We start from the raw sequence: 14,817 nt of genomic DNA, 5'->3' as shown, positions 1-14,817 counted from the left end.
CACAAGGACTGCCACCATGAGCGATGATCTGAACCGGCACTACCGGGAAATCCTGCTGGGCCTGGGCGAAGACCCGGACCGTGAAGGCCTGCGCGACACGCCCAAGCGGGCGGCCAAGGCCATGCGCTACCTGTGTCACGGCTATGAACAGAGCCTGGACGAGATCGTCAACGGCGCCCTGTTCGCCTCGAACAACGACGAGATGGTGACGGTCAAGGACATCGAGCTCTATTCCCTCTGCGAACACCACCTGCTGCCCTTCATCGGCAAGGCCCATGTGGCGTACATTCCCACCGGCAAGGTGCTGGGGCTGTCGAAGATCGCGCGCATCGTCGACATGTTCGCGCGGCGGCTGCAGATCCAGGAGAACCTCACCCGCCAGATCGCCGAAGCGGTGCAGCGCGTGACCGGCGCCGCCGGGGTGGCGGTGGTGATCGAAGCCCAGCACATGTGCATGATGATGCGCGGCGTGGAAAAGCAGAACTCGGTGATGAGCACCTCGGTGATGCTCGGGGCTTTCAGGGAGTCCCAGAACACCCGCCACGAATTCCTGAAACTGATCGGACGGAGCAACTAGAGAATGCCGAGACTGGAGCCCGGAATGGCGCGAATCCGCGTCAAGGACCTGCGCCTGCGCACCTTCATCGGAATCAAGGAGGAGGAAATCCTCAACAAGCAGGATGTGCTGATCAATCTCACCATCCTCTACCCGGCTGCCGAGGCGGTGCGCGACAACGACATCGACCACGCGCTGAACTACCGCACCATCACCAAGGCGATCATCCGCCACGTCGAGGAAAACCGCTTCGCCTTGCTGGAGCGCCTTACCCAGGAAATCCTCGACCTGGTGATGGCCAACCCCAGCGTGCGCTATGCCGAAGTGGAAGTGGACAAGCCCCACGCGCTGCGCTTTGCAGAATCGGTTTCGATTACCCTTGCCGGCCACAGATAGGCCGGTGAGCAGCGCTGTTTACCGAGGCCACGGAGGGCTCTTATCATCCCCGCCCATTCCTCCCGAAAGCCCCAGGAGAATCCTGCCATGACCGAGCAAGAACGCCTCGAACTCGAAGCCGCCGCCTTCCGCCGTCTGGTGCAACACCTGCGTAGCCGCCCCGATGTACAGAACATCGACCTGATGAACCTCGCCGGTTTCTGCCGCAATTGCCTGTCCAAGTGGTACAAGGCCGCCGCCGACGATCTCGGCATGGACGTCACCCCGGACCAGGCGCGCGAAGAGATCTACGGCATGCCCTACGCCGACTGGAAAGCCAAGTACCAGAAAGAAGCCAGTGCCGAGCAGCAAGCGGCCTTCAACAAAGCGAACAAAGAATGAGCAATCTGAACGACTTCCGCGCCCGCCTGCACAGCGACCAGCACGTCTTCGCCGACACCCTGGCGTTCATCGCCGCCGGCTACGACTACCAGCAGAGCGCCTTTGCCAATGGCCCGGTGGAGAACGCCGCCGGCCAGAACGAAGGCTCCTGCAAGACCCTTGGCCTGGCCCTGCTGGAAGGCTTCAGCCTGGAAGAGACCCTGCTGGCCTTTGGCGAGCACTACCGCTCCGTGCTGGCCACCCCGGACGGCAGCGACCACGGCAATATCCGCGCCCTGATGAACACCGGTCTGGCGGGTGTGCGCTTCGAGCGCCAACCGCTGCAACGCAAGGCCTGATCCCTATCGACCGCCCCGTCCGGGGCGGTTTCTTACGCTTTGGCTTCCGATTTCTGTCGGTAATGACTGACAGATTTTTCCCAACCAAACGCGTATTTTTCTCATTTGTTATCGGTGGCAAACGGATACACCGAAGGATCGCGCGCTTTCCCGCAGGAGCGAACCCACCCCCCCTCTCCTCATCCCGGAGCGCATGGATGCAGCAAACCCTTGTCTGGAAACCCCTGACGACGCCCGGCGTGGAAAGCCTGCGCCTGTCCATGGATGAGCAGGGCATACATGCCAGCAGCCACCTGATCCAGAACCGCAATGGCCAGAGCATCGCCGCCACTTACGTGCTGGACAGCGACCCGCGCTGGCGCTTCCGCCATCTCTGGCTGAAGGTGGACTATCACGGACCACGCAGCCTGCGCCTGGACCGCGATATCCGCGGCCGCTGGCTGCTCAATGGCCAGCACCGTCGCGACCTCGACCCGTGCCAACTGGTGATGCTCGCCGGAACACCCTTCACCCATACCCCGGCACTGCAACGCTGCGGCCTGGAAACCGGCCAGAGCGAACAGGTGCAGGTCGCCTATATCGACCTGTCGAGCCTGCGGGTAGAAGCCCGTCAATTGCGCTACCACTGCCTGCGCCAGCACGCCCAGCAGAGCCTCTACCGCTGCGAGGCGGAAGGTCGCAAGGCAATCGAGCTGACCGTGGACAAACAGTCCCTGCTTCTGGAAGCGCAGGGGCTGTACCAGCGCATGAGCGCGCGGACACTGGAGCTGAATACCTGGGTTTGATCCGTAGCGCCCCTGCAAGGCTGACTCGGGTTAGGGCTACGCGCTTCTCTGTAGGGTCGAATTCATTCGCTATGTCTGCGTTAGCTGTTGCGAGAGATGGACCATCGGGCCAAGAGACTTGTAGGAGCTGGTTGCCAGCGAAACGCGGCCATTCGCTGGCAAGCCAGCTCCTACGGGCGATGCAGGTGCCTACAACATGCAATGCATGTCATAGCCAATTCATTCGGCAAGCAGGCCGAAGGGCTGCAACGCCGGGCCCCAAACGACCTGACGCGTCACTCTCCCCCGGCCCAATCCATCCTGAAACTCATCTGCAGCCTGACGCAAAAGAAAAGCCCCGCATTCGGGGCTTCTCTTCATCAGGTCAGGATTATTGCGCGTCGAGGTAACGCTCGACATCCAGGGCGGCCATGCAACCGGCGCCAGCGGAGGTAATGGCCTGGCGGTATACATGGTCGGCCACGTCGCCGGCGGCGAACACGCCGGGGATGTTGGTGGCGGTGGCGTTGCCCTCACGGCCGCCATTGACCACCAGGTAGCCGTCCTTGAGCGCCAGTTGGCCTTCGAACAGCGAAGTGTTCGGGGTGTGGCCGATGGCGACGAACAGGCCGTCCACCGTCAGCTCGTCAGTGCCGCCATCGTTGCGCTTCAGGCGCACGCCGGTGACGCCCATGTTGTCGCCCAGCACTTCGTCCACCTCGGCATTCAGCTTCAGCACGATCTTGCCTTCGGCGACGCGCGCCTTCAGCTTGTCCTGGAGGATTTTCTCGGCGCGGAAGGTCTCGCGGCGATGCACCAGGGTGACCTTGCTGGCGATGTTGGCCAGGTACAGCGCCTCTTCCACAGCCGTGTTGCCGCCACCGACCACCGCCACTTCGCGGTTGCGGTAGAAGAATCCATCGCAGGTGGCGCAAGCGGACACGCCCTTGCCCATGAACGCTTGTTCCGAAGGCAGGCCCAGGTAACGGGCGCTGGCACCGGTGGCGATGATCAGCGCGTCGCAGGTGTAGGTGCCGCTGTCCCCTACCAGGGTGAAGGGCTTACCGGCCAGGTCCACGGCATTGATGTGGTCGAAAACGATCTCGGTCTCGAAACGCTCGGCGTGCTCCTGCATGCGCTGCATCAACGCCGGGCCGGTGAGGCCGTGAGGGTCGCCCGGCCAGTTGTCGACTTCGGTGGTGGTGGTCAGTTGGCCGCCCGCCTGCATGCCGGTGATCAACAGCGGCTTGAGGTTGGCACGGGCGGCGTAGACAGCCGCGGAGTAACCGGCAGGGCCGGAACCGAGGATGATGACCCGCGAATGACGTGCTTCGGACATGGCTGACTCCCGCCCTTCCGGGCATAAAAAGGGGCCACTGCTGCACTTGGGGAAGGCTTTGGATGCAGTGGCCCCGTTGAACCGGGTCTGACCGCTACCAACTGGCCAGGAATGAGCGCAAGGTTACTGGCCGCCTCTGGATAGCGGAAATACCCGCTCTCAATCCTGGCAATAGGCGGCGCCTATTGCCAAAACGGCCATCAAAATTGTTCCGAGCCTTTTCCAGGCTTTCCACATCGCCGGCAAAGCCGCTAAGGTCGGCGCGTTTGCAACCTTGGGGGACCATCATGCCTGCACCCGCTCTATCCGGGCCGCAATACCTCGGCGAAGGACTGAAACTGGTTCTCAGCCCCGGACTGCGCCTGTTCGTCCTGCTGCCTCTGACCGTCAACCTGCTGCTGTTCACCGCCCTGATCGGCTTCGCAATGCAGGAGTTCAGCGGCTGGGTCGACGCCTTCATGCCCAGCCTTCCCGACTGGCTGAGCTTCCTTGAGTACCTGATCTGGCCACTCTTCGTGGTGCTGGTGCTGGTGCTGGTGTTCTTCTCCTTCACCATGCTGGCCAACATCATTGCCGCGCCGTTCAACGGTTTCCTCGCGGAGAAGGTGGAAGTGGTGGTGCGCGGCCAGGACGATTTCCCGGCCTTCAGCTGGGCCGAGTTGATGGCGATGATCCCGCGTACCCTGGGCCGCGAGCTGCGCAAGCTGGCCTATTTCCTGCCACGCGCCGGCGTACTGCTGATCCTTTCCTTCGTCCCCGGCGTCAACCTGCTGGCCGCGCCGCTGTGGATTGTCTTCGGTATCTGGATGATGGCGGTGCAATACATCGACTACCCGGCGGACAACCACAAGCTGGGCTGGAACGAGATGCTCGCCTGGCTGCGCGAGAAGCGCTGGCAGAGCCTGGGGTTCGGCGGCATCACCTACCTGGCGTTGATGATTCCCTTCGTCAACATCCTGATGATGCCCGCCGCCGTGGCCGGCGCCACCCTGTTCTGGGTGCGCGAGCAAGGTGACCTGGCGCTGCAGAAACAGGCCGGTCAGGTGGTGCGCTGATTCGCTGAACTGCACCTGCGGCAGGCCCCGGTCAGACCGGGGCTTGTCGCATCAGGACGGTAATCACGCCTGGGTGCGGATGGTCGGATTTTCCCGCTGCAGCTTCTCCTCCTCCTCTTCCTTGGCCTGCATCTCCATGCGCTGCTGGAAGCGCTCGGCGATCTCCTTCTCGACGGCCTCCCGCTGTTCCGGCGGCATGGCGTCGAGCTCCTCCTGGGTCAGTCCCATCTCCGCAAGGATCGCATCGCGCATCTTCTCGGCAGGCGACTTGTCCATGTATTCCTGGAACTTCTCCACCGCAGTCTGGCCGCCCAACTCCAGATCGGCCGGTAGATCCTTGTTGCTCATTTCCAGCTTCCCAGCCGAGTTCTGCAGTTCTACCCGCATTCGGGCAAAGCCCTCCTCGGTTGCCTGCCAGGCCCTGTAGTCACGCTCCGAGCCGGGGGACGTGGTACGTCGAGGCTCTTCCTTCGTGTTGATCGCGAAGGGATCCTCACTCTCCTTCGCAGATTTACCGTTGCGGAATCCAAGGCCTGACAGGGCGCTGCCCGCCCCTAGCCCGCTGATCGAGTTGATTGCCACCTGTGCTGCTCCTGTAAGGGAATCCGCGGCTTGGTACTCAAGTACCATGCCATGTTCACCCTTCGCTCCAAGGCCTTGAAAACAAAGGCTTCGCGGACTTTCCTGAGCGGAGCGACCACACCCTGGTGCGGCAAGGTCTTGCCGCCTGCGGCCGGCAGTCACATAGGCGTCATACGGCTGTCATACGAGCTACATGGCCCTTGCCGACACTGGCTCCATGACCATAGCGCCCCTGTACATCTCGCTGATCAGCGAAACCTTCCTGCCCGAAGTCAACGGCGTGGCCAATACCCTTGGCCGCCTCTGCGACGGCTTGCGCGCCGCCGGCCACCGGCTGCAACTGGTGCGTCCGCGCCAGTCCTGCGACAACGACCGCAGGAGTGACGACGACCTGATGCTGATCCGTGGCTGGCCGCTGCCGGGCTACCCCGGCCTGCAATGGGGCCAGTCCTGCCTGCACAAGCTGTTGCGCCGCTGGCGCCAGCGCAAGCCGGATGTGCTGTACATCGCCACGGAAGGCCCGCTGGGATTCTCCGCCCTGCGTGCCGCCCGGCGCCTGGGTATCCCGGTGGTGAGCGGCTTCCACACCAACTTCCAGCAGTACACCGGCCACTATGGCGCGGGCCTGCTGACCCGGTTGCTGACCAATTACCTGCGCTGGTTCCACAACGCCACGCGGCTGACCCTGGTGCCCAGCGTGAGCCAGTTGCAGGACCTGACCCGGCGCGGCTTCGAACGCCTGCAACTGCTCTCCCGCGGGGTCGATGGCCAGTTGTTCAATCCCGCTCGCCGCTGCCCCGACTTGCGTGCGCAGTGGGGCCTGGGCGAGCAGGACATCGCGGTGATCCACGTCGGCCGGCTCGCCGTCGAGAAAAACCTCGGCCTGCTCGGCGAGACCTTCCAGCGCTTGCAGCAACGTTATCCACAGCGACGACTGAAGCTGGTGGTGGTCGGTGACGGTCCGCAGCGGCTGCCGCTGCAGCGCGCCCTGCCGGACGCCCTGTTCTGTGGTGTGCAGCGAGGCGAGGAATTGGCCCGGCACTACGCCTCGGGGGATCTGTTCCTGTTCCCCAGCCTGTCGGAAACCTTTGGCAACGTGGTGCTCGAAGCCCTGGCCTCTGGTCTGGCGGTGGTGGCCTTCGACCAGGCCGCCGCAGCCCAGCATATCCGCCACGGCCACAATGGCGCCCTGGCCCTGCCCGATGAGCCGAACAGCTTCATCGAGGCCGCCACCTGGCTGCTGGAAGATCCGGAATGCCTGCGCCGAGTGCGCCTCAACGCACGCATGCACGCCGGCCGCCAGGGCTGGGAAGCCATCGTCCAACAATTCGAGCAGTACCTGCTGCATGCCCGCCGCCCCGAAGTGCAGGCCCCGGTCGGCGGGAGCCTGCCACCACACGCCTAGGAAAATGCAACGGCGGGAGCCGCAAACGCCAGGCTCAGGGCACCACGCCCCAGGTTGATCGCCCCTGTGGGGCTGAGCATCGCCAGATGCAGGGTCACGCCACTTTCCGCACAGGCCGCTTCCAGCTCAGCGAAGCCGGGCAGGTCACGTACCAGTGACAGCTCCCCGGCATAACTGATGCACACCTGCGGCGCCAGCAACTCACCCGCCAACACCCGGCTTCGTGCATGGGCCAGCAGCTTTTCCGCCGCCTTGTCGAAGTTCGGTGCCAGCGACACGGGCTTGTCCTCACCTTGCTGCACGCTGATCACTGGCTTCACGTCCAGCAATGAACCCAACCCCAGTGCCGCCCCCCGCAGGCGGTCGAGCAGGCCGCTGCGCTCGCCCTTCTGGAATCCGCGCTGGCGCAGATGACCGAGGTCATCGGGCAGGAGGAAGGTGCAGATCCGACCGGATAACTGCTCCAGCCGCGTACGCACGGCATTGGGGTGGGCGCCGTCGCCGATCAGCCGCACCGCCTCGGCGGCCAGCACCGCGGTACCGGCGAAGATGTTGCCGCCATCCACCACCCGCATCGCGAAGTGCCCACTCACCCCGGCCGCCGCACGGCGGTCCCGGTAGCGCTGGAGCAAGCCGAAGGAGGCCTGGGTGGCGTGCTCGAAGATCGGACTGCGCTGCGCGGAAATGGTCAGGCAGAGCACATGGTCGAATCGGGTGACCAGTTCCTCCAGGAACCACTCCTGCATTTCCGTCACCTGCAGCGGCTCGCTGCGATCAGCCGGGCCGACCTTCGGCAGCAGTTCGCTGTAGAACGCCTGGGTGGCCAGGGGAACGCGGCGATCGACCAGTGAGTGTTCACCCATCCGGATACGGATGGGCAGCACCGGGATGCGGTGCTTGAGGAGAAAGTCCTGGGGCAGGTCACAGGTGGCGTCCACTACCAGGCCAATGCGCATGGGTTGCTCCTTCGGCCGGTGTGCCGGCGCTTGTTGTGATGCGCGCACAGTGACCGCAGGAGGTGGTGGTGTCAGCCCAACTGAATGAGGGTTTGGTGGGGAGGGTGAAAAAGAAGCCCCGCGAGCGGGGCTTCTTCAACAACTTACACCAGGCTCGTCAGCGCATCCCGACTGAACGGGAGGATGTCCTGCATCCGCCCTTCGCGCACTTTCACGGCCCAGTCCGGGTCCACCAGCAGGGCGCGGCCCACGGCGACCAGGTCGAACTCTTCCTTGTTCAGGCGTTCCAGCAGGCCTTCGATATTGGCCGGTTGGGCGACCTTGTCGGTCTTGACCATGAACTGCAGGAACTCGCCATCCAGGCCGACGCTGCCGACGGTGATGGTGGGCTTGCCGGTGAGCTGGCGGGTCCAGCCGGCGAGGTTGAGCTCGGAACCTTCGAACTCCGGCTCCCAGAAGCGGCGGGTGGAGCAGTGGAAGATGTCCACACCGGCATCGGCCAGCGGCTTGAGGAATTCACCCAGGGCTTCGGAGGTCTGCACCAGACGCGCGGTGTAGTCCTGCTGCTTCCACTGGGAGAAGCGGAAGATGATCGGGAAGTCCGGGCCGACGGCGGCCCGGATGGCCTGGATCACTTCGATGGCGAAGCGCGAGCGGTTGGCCAGGCTGCCGCCGTACTCGTCGGTGCGCTGGTTGCTGCCTTCCCAGAAGAACTGGTCGATCAGGTAGCCGTGGGCGCCGTGGATTTCCACGCCGTCCATGCCGATGGACTGGGCATCACGAGCGGCCTGGGCATAGGCGGCAACCACTTCCTGGATGTCGTCCCTGGTCATGCCATGGATCACCACCTGGCCGTCCTTCACCTTCTCCGTCGGGCCGTAGCCGGGAACGCTGGCGTCCGGCTCGGTGCCCAGGCGACGTACGTTACCCACATGCCAGAGCTGCGGAACGATGCGGCCGCCTTCGGCGTGTACCGCGTCGACCACCTCCTTCCAGCCGGCCAGGGCGTCTTCACCGAAGAAGCGCGGCACATGGGGATAGCCGTTGGAGGCCTTGTGACCGATGGTGGTGCCCTCGGTGATGATCAGACCGACGCCGGCGGCCGCACGGCGGCGGTAGTACTCCACCACCTTGGCGTTGGGCACACCGCCCGGGGAGAAGGAGCGGGTCATGGGCGCCATCACCACGCGGGTGGGCAGTTCCAGGCCGCCAAGGCGGAAGGGTTCGAACAGGGCTTTAACGGGAGCGGTCATGGGTTCTCCTGTGGCCGGCCATATGACCGGTCGTCTCGGTTTCAAGGCTTTGGGAAATCAGGCCCGGAGCAGCAGCTCCAGGCGGTCGACGAATGCGGTCATGGGTGCGGTGCCGCCCCCCACTTTCAAGCGTGTCAGCACGCCCTGCCAGGCGTTGGCGATGAAGGCCGCGAGGTTGGCGCAGTCTTCATCGGCGCGCAGCTCTCCGGCGGTCACGGCTTCTTCCAGGCACGCCTGGAGGATGTCCACCGAGCCCTGCAGAATGCTTTCCACCTGCTCGCCGATGGCGGGCGACAGCTCGGCCATTTCGAAGCCGAGGCTACCGATGAAGCAGTGGTACTCCGGCTTCTCGCGGCTGGAGAAATGCGCCAGCAGTTCGCGGTAGTAGCCGAGGATGCGCTGGCACGGGCTCAGCGCCGGATTGCCCAGGACCTGCGCATAACGCTCCAGGCGCGGCAGGTAGAGGTACTCCAGGGCCTGCACGGCGAAATCTTCCTTGCTGGCGAAGTAGTGATAGAAGGAGCCCTTGGGGATGCCCGCGGCCTGGACGATCTCCTGCACGCCGGTGCCGTGGTAGCCACGGCGGGTCATCACCTGGGAGCCCTTGGCGAGGATGAGGTCGCGTTTGTCGAGTCGGATACTGGTCATGGCGGCGAGCATATGACCGGTCGTCTCGCCCCGCCCAGCACTATTGATTAGCGTGATTGGCGATTACAGGAAGGGAATGGTTGGAGCTGGAAACGCGGGGCGAGTCCTTTCGCCCCGGTCGTCATGAGTGGGGAAGGTGTATCAGGCCAGGGCCTTTTCGACTGACTGGATCAACGCGGGGTCATCCGGGGCGGTGCGCGGCGAGAAACGCGCCAGTACGCGACCATCCTTGCCGACGAGGAATTTCTCGAAGTTCCAGGTGATCTCGCCGGGGAACTCGGCGCCCTCGCCCGCCAACAGGCGGTACAGGGGATGGCGAGCCGAACCGTTGACCTCGATCTTGCTGCCCAGGGGGAAGGTCACGCCGTAGTTCAGGCTGCAGAACTCGCGGATCTCTTCCTCGCTGCCCGGCTCCTGCCCGGCGAACTGGTTACACGGCAGGCCCAGCACGGTGAAGCCCTTGTCGCGGTATTGCTGGTAGAGCTTTTCCAGCCCGGCGTATTGCGGGGTCAGGCCGCACTTGGAGGCGACATTCACCACCAGCACCACCTGGCCCTTGTAGGGCGCCAACGGCAGATCCTGACCGTCGAGCGCACGCAGATTGAGGTCGTGGAAGGCACTCATGACTGACTCCTCGAAAATCTCAGGGATTCCACAGCGGACAAAAAAGGCGCCCCGGGGCGCCTTTTCGGTTTTCTCAGCTTAGCAGCCGATTCGCGATTTGCCGGCTCGGCAGTCGCGGACGACCGGTCAGTGGTGGTGACCGCCTTCGCCGTGAATGTGGCCGTGAGCGACTTCTTCGTCGCTGGCTTCACGCACGGTGACGACCTTGACCTTGAAGTTCAGGCGCTGGCCGGCCAGCGGGTGGTTGCCGTCGACGGTGACGTCGTCGCCGTCGATGTCGCGGATGGTGACGATCTGCATGCTGCCGTCCGGGCCGGAGGCGTGGAACTGCATGCCGACTTCCAGCTGGTCAACGCCTTCGAACATCGCGCGATCCAGGGTGGCGACCAGCTCTGCGCTGTACTCGCCGTAGGCATCTTCCGGCTCGATGGCAACGTTCAGCTCGTCGCCAGCCTGTTTGCCTTCCAGAGCACGCTCCAGGCCAATGATGATATTGCCGGCGCCGTGCAGGTATACCAGCGGAGCGCCGCCGGCGGAGCTGTCGATCACCTCACCGGCGTCGTTGGTCAGGGTATAGTCGATGGACACAGCCTTGTTGGCGGCGATCAGCATGGTGCGAGACCTTCTGCAAATGAATGATGAAAGCGCAAGTTTAACCGCGCGGCCTGTCGATTGCGACCCGAACGCTGACGGGCGGCCCCGCCTGGTCGGCTACAGGCAAGACGAAGACGGTCACTGGGTCGCCGTGCTTTCCTGCGGCCATACTCAACACCTGAGGCACCAGCCGCCCTGGCAGTCCCGCGCGTGGGTACTCGATCCCGCTCAGCGCGCCGCCCAGTTGGGCCGCCTCTTCCCCTGCGGCTGGTGTGCCCAGGGATTGGCCGTCGAATCCTCCGAGGAAACCTGATGCCCGCACGCAACATCCTGGTGATCCACGCTCGCAAGACTTCCCTGCGCTTCGCCCTGGTCAACGAAGCCCACAGCCAGTTCATTCTCCACGGCATGGCCGACGGACTCGGCAGCCGCAACGCCGAACTGCGCTGGCAACGTGGCGGCGACAAGGACAGCCTGATGATCCCGAACGCCGACCACCGCTCGGCGCTGTCCCAACTGATGCCCATCGTCCAGGGCGCCGCTGGCAGCAAGCTGCACGGCGTCGGCCACCACGTCCTGCATGGCGGCGAACTGTTCAGCTCGGCCTGCCGCGTGGACGCCCAGGTGATCCGCCGCCTGCAAGCCCTGGTCCCGCTGGCGCCGCAGCAGATGCCGGCCAGTCTGGTGGGCATCGACGCCGCCATGCATCTGTTGCCGAACCTGCCCCACGTGGCGGTGTTCGACACGGCCTTCCACCAGAGCATGCCCGAGCACGTCTACCGCCTTGCCCTGCCGGACGCCGTCTACCGCGACCACGGCCTGCGCCGTTTTGCCTTCCACGGCAACAGCCACCGCTACGTCAGCCGCCGCGCCGCCGAACTGGCCGGGCTTTCCCTCGGTGACAGCTGCTGGCTCTCCGCCCATCTGGGCGCGCACAGCTCCGCCTGCGCCATCGTCAACGGCCAGAGCCGCGACGCCAGCATGAACCTGGTGATGGCCACCCGTAGCGGCGACATCGACCCGCATCTCTACACCCAACTGCACCGCAGCCTCGGCTGGAGCCTGGAGAAGATCGACCAGGTGCTTCGCCAGGAAAGCGGCTTGCTCGGCCTCTCGGAACTGGCCAGCGACATGCGCAGCCTGGAGCAGGCCCGCGATCAGGGTCACGCCGGCGCCACCCTCGCCATCGAAGTGTTCTGCTACCGACTGGCCCGAACCCTGGCCGCCGTTGGTTGTGCCCTGCCGCAGCTGGACGGGCTGATCTTCACCGGCGAGATCGGCGAGAATTCACCCCTTGTGCGCAGCCGCACGGTGGATCACCTGAAGCTGCTCAACCTGGCCATCGACAGCGAAGCCAACGCCCGCTGCGTGCGCGGCGTCGCCGGCCCCATCCACAGGCGTGGCCATCCGCGCGTGCTGGTAGTGCCTACCAACGAAGAGCGCCAGATCGCCCTCGATACCCTGGCCCTGCTCGCCTGAACCGCCTTTGCCAAGGAGTCCCATGCACTGTTTCTTCATCGCCCCGACCGGTTTCGGTGTCGGTCTCACCTCCACCAGCCTGGGCCTGGTGCGCGCCCTGGAACTGGCCGGCCTGCAGGTCGGCTTCCTCAAGCCTGTGGCCCAGCCCCACCCCGGCGACCTTGGCCCGGAACGCTCCACCGCGCTGGTGGCCCGCACACATGGCCTGAAGCCGCCCACGCCACTGGCGCAATCCCAGGTGGAGCGCATGCTCGCCGACGGCCAGCTGGACGAGCTGCTGGAAGAGATTACCGGCCTGTTCCACCAGGCGGCCCAAGGCAAGGACGTGGTGATCGTCGAAGGCATGGTGCCGACCCGCCATGCCAGCTACGCCGCGCGCATCAACTTCCATCTGGCCAAGAGCCTGGATGCCGACGTCATCCTGGTGTCAGCACCGGAAGACGAGAGCCTCTCCGAGCTGTCCGACCGCCTGGAAATCCAGGCCCAGCAGTTCGGCGGCCCGCGCGACCCGAAGGTCCTCGGGGTGATCCTCAACAAAGTGCGCGACGACGACTTCTCTCGCCGCCTCAAGGAGCAATCTCCGCTACTTCGCGGCGACGACTTCCGCCTGCTCGGCAGCGTGCCCTGGCTGGAAGAACTGAACGCCCCGCGTACCCGTGACGTCGCCGACCTGCTGCAAGCCCAGGTCATCAACGCCGGGGACTACGACCAGCGCCGGGTGCAGAAGATCGTGGTCTGCGCACGCACCGTGCCCAATACCGTGCAGCAGCTCAAGCCGGGCGTACTGGTAGTGACCCCGGGCGACCGCGACGACATCATCCTCGCCGCCAGCCTGGCCTCCATGAACGGCGTGCCGCTGGCCGGCCTGCTGCTCTCCAGCGATATCCAGCCCGACCCTCGCACCCTGGAGCTCTGCCGTGGCGCGCTGCAGGGCGGCCTGCCGGTGCTGGGCGTGGCCACCGGCACCTACGACACCGCCACCAACCTGAACCGGATGAACAAGGAAATCCCGGTGGACGACCGCGAGCGCGCGGAGAAGGTCACCGAGTTCGTCGCCCGCAACCTCGACCTCGACTGGCTGCGCAGCCGCTGCGGTGCGCCAAGCGCGACCCAGCGCCTGTCGCCGCCGGCCTTCCGCCACCGGCTGATCCAGCAGGCCCAGCTCGCCGGCAAACGTATCGTCCTGCCCGAAGGCAGCGAGCCGCGCACGGTACAGGCAGCCGCCGCGTGCCAGGCCCGAGGAATCGCCCACTGCGTGCTGCTGGCCAAGCCGGAGGATGTGCACGCCGTGGCCCGCGCCCAAGGCATCGAACTGCCCGAGGGGCTGGAAATCCTCGATCCGGATCGGGTCCGCGAGCGCTACGTCCAGCCCATGGTGGAGCTGCGCCAGAGCAAGAGCCTGAACGCGCCCATGGCCACCGCCCAACTGGAAGACAACGTCGTACTCGGCACCATGATGCTGGCCCTGGACGAAGTGGACGGACTGGTCTCCGGCGCCATCCACCCCGCCGCCAACACCATTCGCCCGGCCCTGCAGCTGATCAAGTCGGCACCCGGCTACCGCATCGCCTCGTCCGTCTACCTGATGCTGCTGCCGGAGCAGGTGGTGGTCTATGGCGACTGCGCGGTGAATCCCGATCCCGATGCCAGCGATCTGGCGGAAATCGCCCTGCAAAGTGCGGACTCGGCCGAGGCCCTGGGCATAGTCCCGAGGGTGGCGATGGTCTGCGACTCGGCCGATGAAGCGGAATTGGCGAAAGTCCGCGAAGCCACCCGCCTGGCCCGTGCCGCGCGCCCCGAGCTGACCATCGAGGGCCCCCTGCCCTACTCCGCCGCCACGCGTGATGGCCGCACCACCGTGTTCGTCTTCCCCGACCTGGCCACTGGCGATGCCGCCTACAAGGACGCACAGCAGGGTCACCCTGTGGTCAGCGGCGGCCTGATGCTGCAAGGGTTGCGCAAGCCGGTAAACGACCTGCCCCGCAACGTCCTGGTAGACGACATCATCCACACCATCGCCCTGACGGCGATCCAGGCGGCGTGCGGCAGCGAAGCTTAAGCACGACGACCGCAGCGCAAATTTGTGGGGGCGAATTCATTCGCTATGTCTGTGTTAGCTGTTGCGAGAGATTTATCATCGGGCCAAGAGCCTTGTAGGAGCTGGTTTGCCGGCGAAACGGGGCCATTCGCTGGCAAGCCAGCTCCTACGGGCGATGCAGGTGCTTGCAACACTTGATGCAGACATAGCCAATTCATTCGCCAAGCAGACCAAAGGTCTGCCCTTGCGAACGAGGAAGGGGCTGCTGCGCCCCCCTTGGCGAATGAATTCCCTCCTACCGCCTTCTCCCCCGGAATCAGCGCCCGCCGCGACCGCTCGGTCACCCTTCGCGCTTGCAGTTGAGTGAACAACCGTTAACCTTGGCCACCATTCTGCCCGCAGTCAGGGA

17 protein-coding genes are annotated in these 14,817 nt (G+C 64.9%); 10 read left to right on the top strand and 7 right to left on the bottom strand.

The genetic code is table 11. The annotated features are described in order from the left end of the window. Positions 1 to 16: 16 nt before the first annotated feature. The 5 genes from folE (at position 17) to FFS60_RS08825 (ending at position 2,456) form a co-directional block, all read left to right on the top strand. Positions 17 to 577, top strand: coding sequence for a GTP cyclohydrolase I FolE (folE, locus tag FFS60_RS08845; RefSeq protein ID WP_028630444.1), 561 nt, complete (start codon positions 17 to 19; stop codon positions 575 to 577). Positions 578 to 580: 3 nt separating this feature from the next. Further along, positions 581 to 952 carry a dihydroneopterin triphosphate 2'-epimerase gene (gene folX, locus FFS60_RS08840; protein ID WP_028630443.1) on the top strand — a complete coding sequence of 124 codons (372 nt, stop codon included), beginning with the start codon at positions 581 to 583 and terminating at the stop codon, positions 950 to 952. Between the two features lie 87 nt (positions 953 to 1,039). Then, positions 1,040 to 1,333, top strand: a complete 294-nt coding sequence (locus FFS60_RS08835; protein WP_028630442.1) for a DUF1244 domain-containing protein — start codon at positions 1,040 to 1,042, stop codon at positions 1,331 to 1,333. Then, a complete protein-coding gene (locus FFS60_RS08830) occupies positions 1,330 to 1,671 on the top strand; it encodes a HopJ type III effector protein (RefSeq protein ID WP_028630441.1) in 342 nt (113 codons plus the stop codon). The genes FFS60_RS08835 and FFS60_RS08830 overlap by 4 nt, the downstream gene beginning before the upstream one ends. A 197-nt stretch (positions 1,672 to 1,868) precedes the next feature. Next, positions 1,869 to 2,456 carry a putative glycolipid-binding domain-containing protein gene (locus FFS60_RS08825; RefSeq protein WP_137821748.1) on the top strand — a complete coding sequence of 196 codons (588 nt, stop codon included), beginning with the start codon at positions 1,869 to 1,871 and terminating at the stop codon, positions 2,454 to 2,456. A gap of 370 nt (positions 2,457 to 2,826) precedes the next feature. On the opposite strand, the gene trxB is transcribed toward FFS60_RS08825, so the two are convergent. Continuing rightward, entirely contained in the window at positions 2,827 to 3,774 is a 948-nt protein-coding gene (gene trxB / locus FFS60_RS08820) for a thioredoxin-disulfide reductase (RefSeq protein ID WP_028630439.1), read from the bottom strand. A gap of 287 nt (positions 3,775 to 4,061) precedes the next feature. Between trxB and cysZ the strand changes: the two genes are divergently transcribed. Beyond that, positions 4,062 to 4,829 carry a sulfate transporter CysZ gene (gene cysZ / locus FFS60_RS08815; RefSeq protein ID WP_028630438.1) on the top strand — a complete coding sequence of 256 codons (768 nt, stop codon included), beginning with the start codon at positions 4,062 to 4,064 and terminating at the stop codon, positions 4,827 to 4,829. Positions 4,830 to 4,892: 63 nt separating this feature from the next. Here cysZ and FFS60_RS08810 read toward each other — a convergent pair whose 3' ends face one another. Continuing rightward, positions 4,893 to 5,411: a hypothetical protein gene (locus FFS60_RS08810; protein WP_051246862.1), complete on the bottom strand. Its 519-nt coding sequence runs from the start codon at positions 5,409 to 5,411 to the stop codon at positions 4,893 to 4,895. A 193-nt stretch (positions 5,412 to 5,604) separates the two neighbouring features. Here FFS60_RS08810 and FFS60_RS08805 point away from each other — a divergent pair, with 193 nt between their 5' ends. Next, positions 5,605 to 6,816, top strand: a complete 1,212-nt coding sequence (locus tag FFS60_RS08805; RefSeq protein WP_137821747.1) for a glycosyltransferase family 1 protein — start codon at positions 5,605 to 5,607, stop codon at positions 6,814 to 6,816. On the opposite strand, the gene FFS60_RS08800 is transcribed toward FFS60_RS08805, so the two are convergent. From FFS60_RS08800 to FFS60_RS08780, 5 genes are all read right to left on the bottom strand, one after another. After that, positions 6,813 to 7,772 carry a DegV family protein gene (locus FFS60_RS08800; protein ID WP_028630436.1) on the bottom strand — a complete coding sequence of 320 codons (960 nt, stop codon included), beginning with the start codon at positions 7,770 to 7,772 and terminating at the stop codon, positions 6,813 to 6,815. The two genes, FFS60_RS08805 and FFS60_RS08800, sit on opposite strands and share 4 nt — an antisense overlap. Before the next feature lie 143 nt (positions 7,773 to 7,915). Continuing rightward, positions 7,916 to 9,025 (bottom strand): NADH:flavin oxidoreductase, encoded by a 1,110-nt coding sequence (locus FFS60_RS08795; RefSeq protein WP_028630435.1) that lies wholly within the window; start codon positions 9,023 to 9,025, stop codon positions 7,916 to 7,918. A 57-nt stretch (positions 9,026 to 9,082) separates the two neighbouring features. After that, positions 9,083 to 9,673 (bottom strand): TetR/AcrR family transcriptional regulator, encoded by a 591-nt coding sequence (locus tag FFS60_RS08790; protein ID WP_256658056.1) that lies wholly within the window; start codon positions 9,671 to 9,673, stop codon positions 9,083 to 9,085. A gap of 141 nt (positions 9,674 to 9,814) precedes the next feature. Then, a complete protein-coding gene (locus FFS60_RS08785; protein WP_028630433.1) occupies positions 9,815 to 10,297 on the bottom strand; it encodes a glutathione peroxidase in 483 nt (160 codons plus the stop codon). A gap of 126 nt (positions 10,298 to 10,423) precedes the next feature. Next, positions 10,424 to 10,909, bottom strand: coding sequence for a peptidylprolyl isomerase (locus tag FFS60_RS08780; RefSeq protein WP_028630432.1), 486 nt, complete (start codon positions 10,907 to 10,909; stop codon positions 10,424 to 10,426). Between FFS60_RS08780 and FFS60_RS08775 the strand changes: the two genes are divergently transcribed. The 3 genes from FFS60_RS08775 to pta are packed head-to-tail and all read left to right on the top strand — an operon-like array spanning position 10,878 to position 14,429. Then, positions 10,878 to 11,204 (top strand): DUF3565 domain-containing protein, encoded by a 327-nt coding sequence (locus tag FFS60_RS08775; RefSeq protein WP_081668144.1) that lies wholly within the window; start codon positions 10,878 to 10,880, stop codon positions 11,202 to 11,204. The genes FFS60_RS08780 and FFS60_RS08775 overlap by 32 nt on opposite strands. Then, positions 11,204 to 12,370, top strand: coding sequence for an acetate/propionate family kinase (locus tag FFS60_RS08770; RefSeq protein ID WP_028630430.1), 1,167 nt, complete (start codon positions 11,204 to 11,206; stop codon positions 12,368 to 12,370). Before FFS60_RS08775 ends, FFS60_RS08770 begins: the two co-directional genes overlap by 1 nt. 22 nt (positions 12,371 to 12,392) lie before the next feature. Continuing rightward, a complete protein-coding gene (gene pta / locus FFS60_RS08765; protein ID WP_137821745.1) occupies positions 12,393 to 14,429 on the top strand; it encodes a phosphate acetyltransferase in 2,037 nt (678 codons plus the stop codon). Positions 14,430 to 14,817 lie beyond the last annotated feature (388 nt).

The sequence above is a fragment of the Pseudomonas sp. D(2018) genome (genome assembly GCF_005502555.1).
GTDB lineage: Bacteria > Pseudomonadota > Gammaproteobacteria > Pseudomonadales > Pseudomonadaceae > Metapseudomonas > Metapseudomonas resinovorans.
This window is presented reverse-complemented; position numbering and strand designations above follow the sequence as displayed.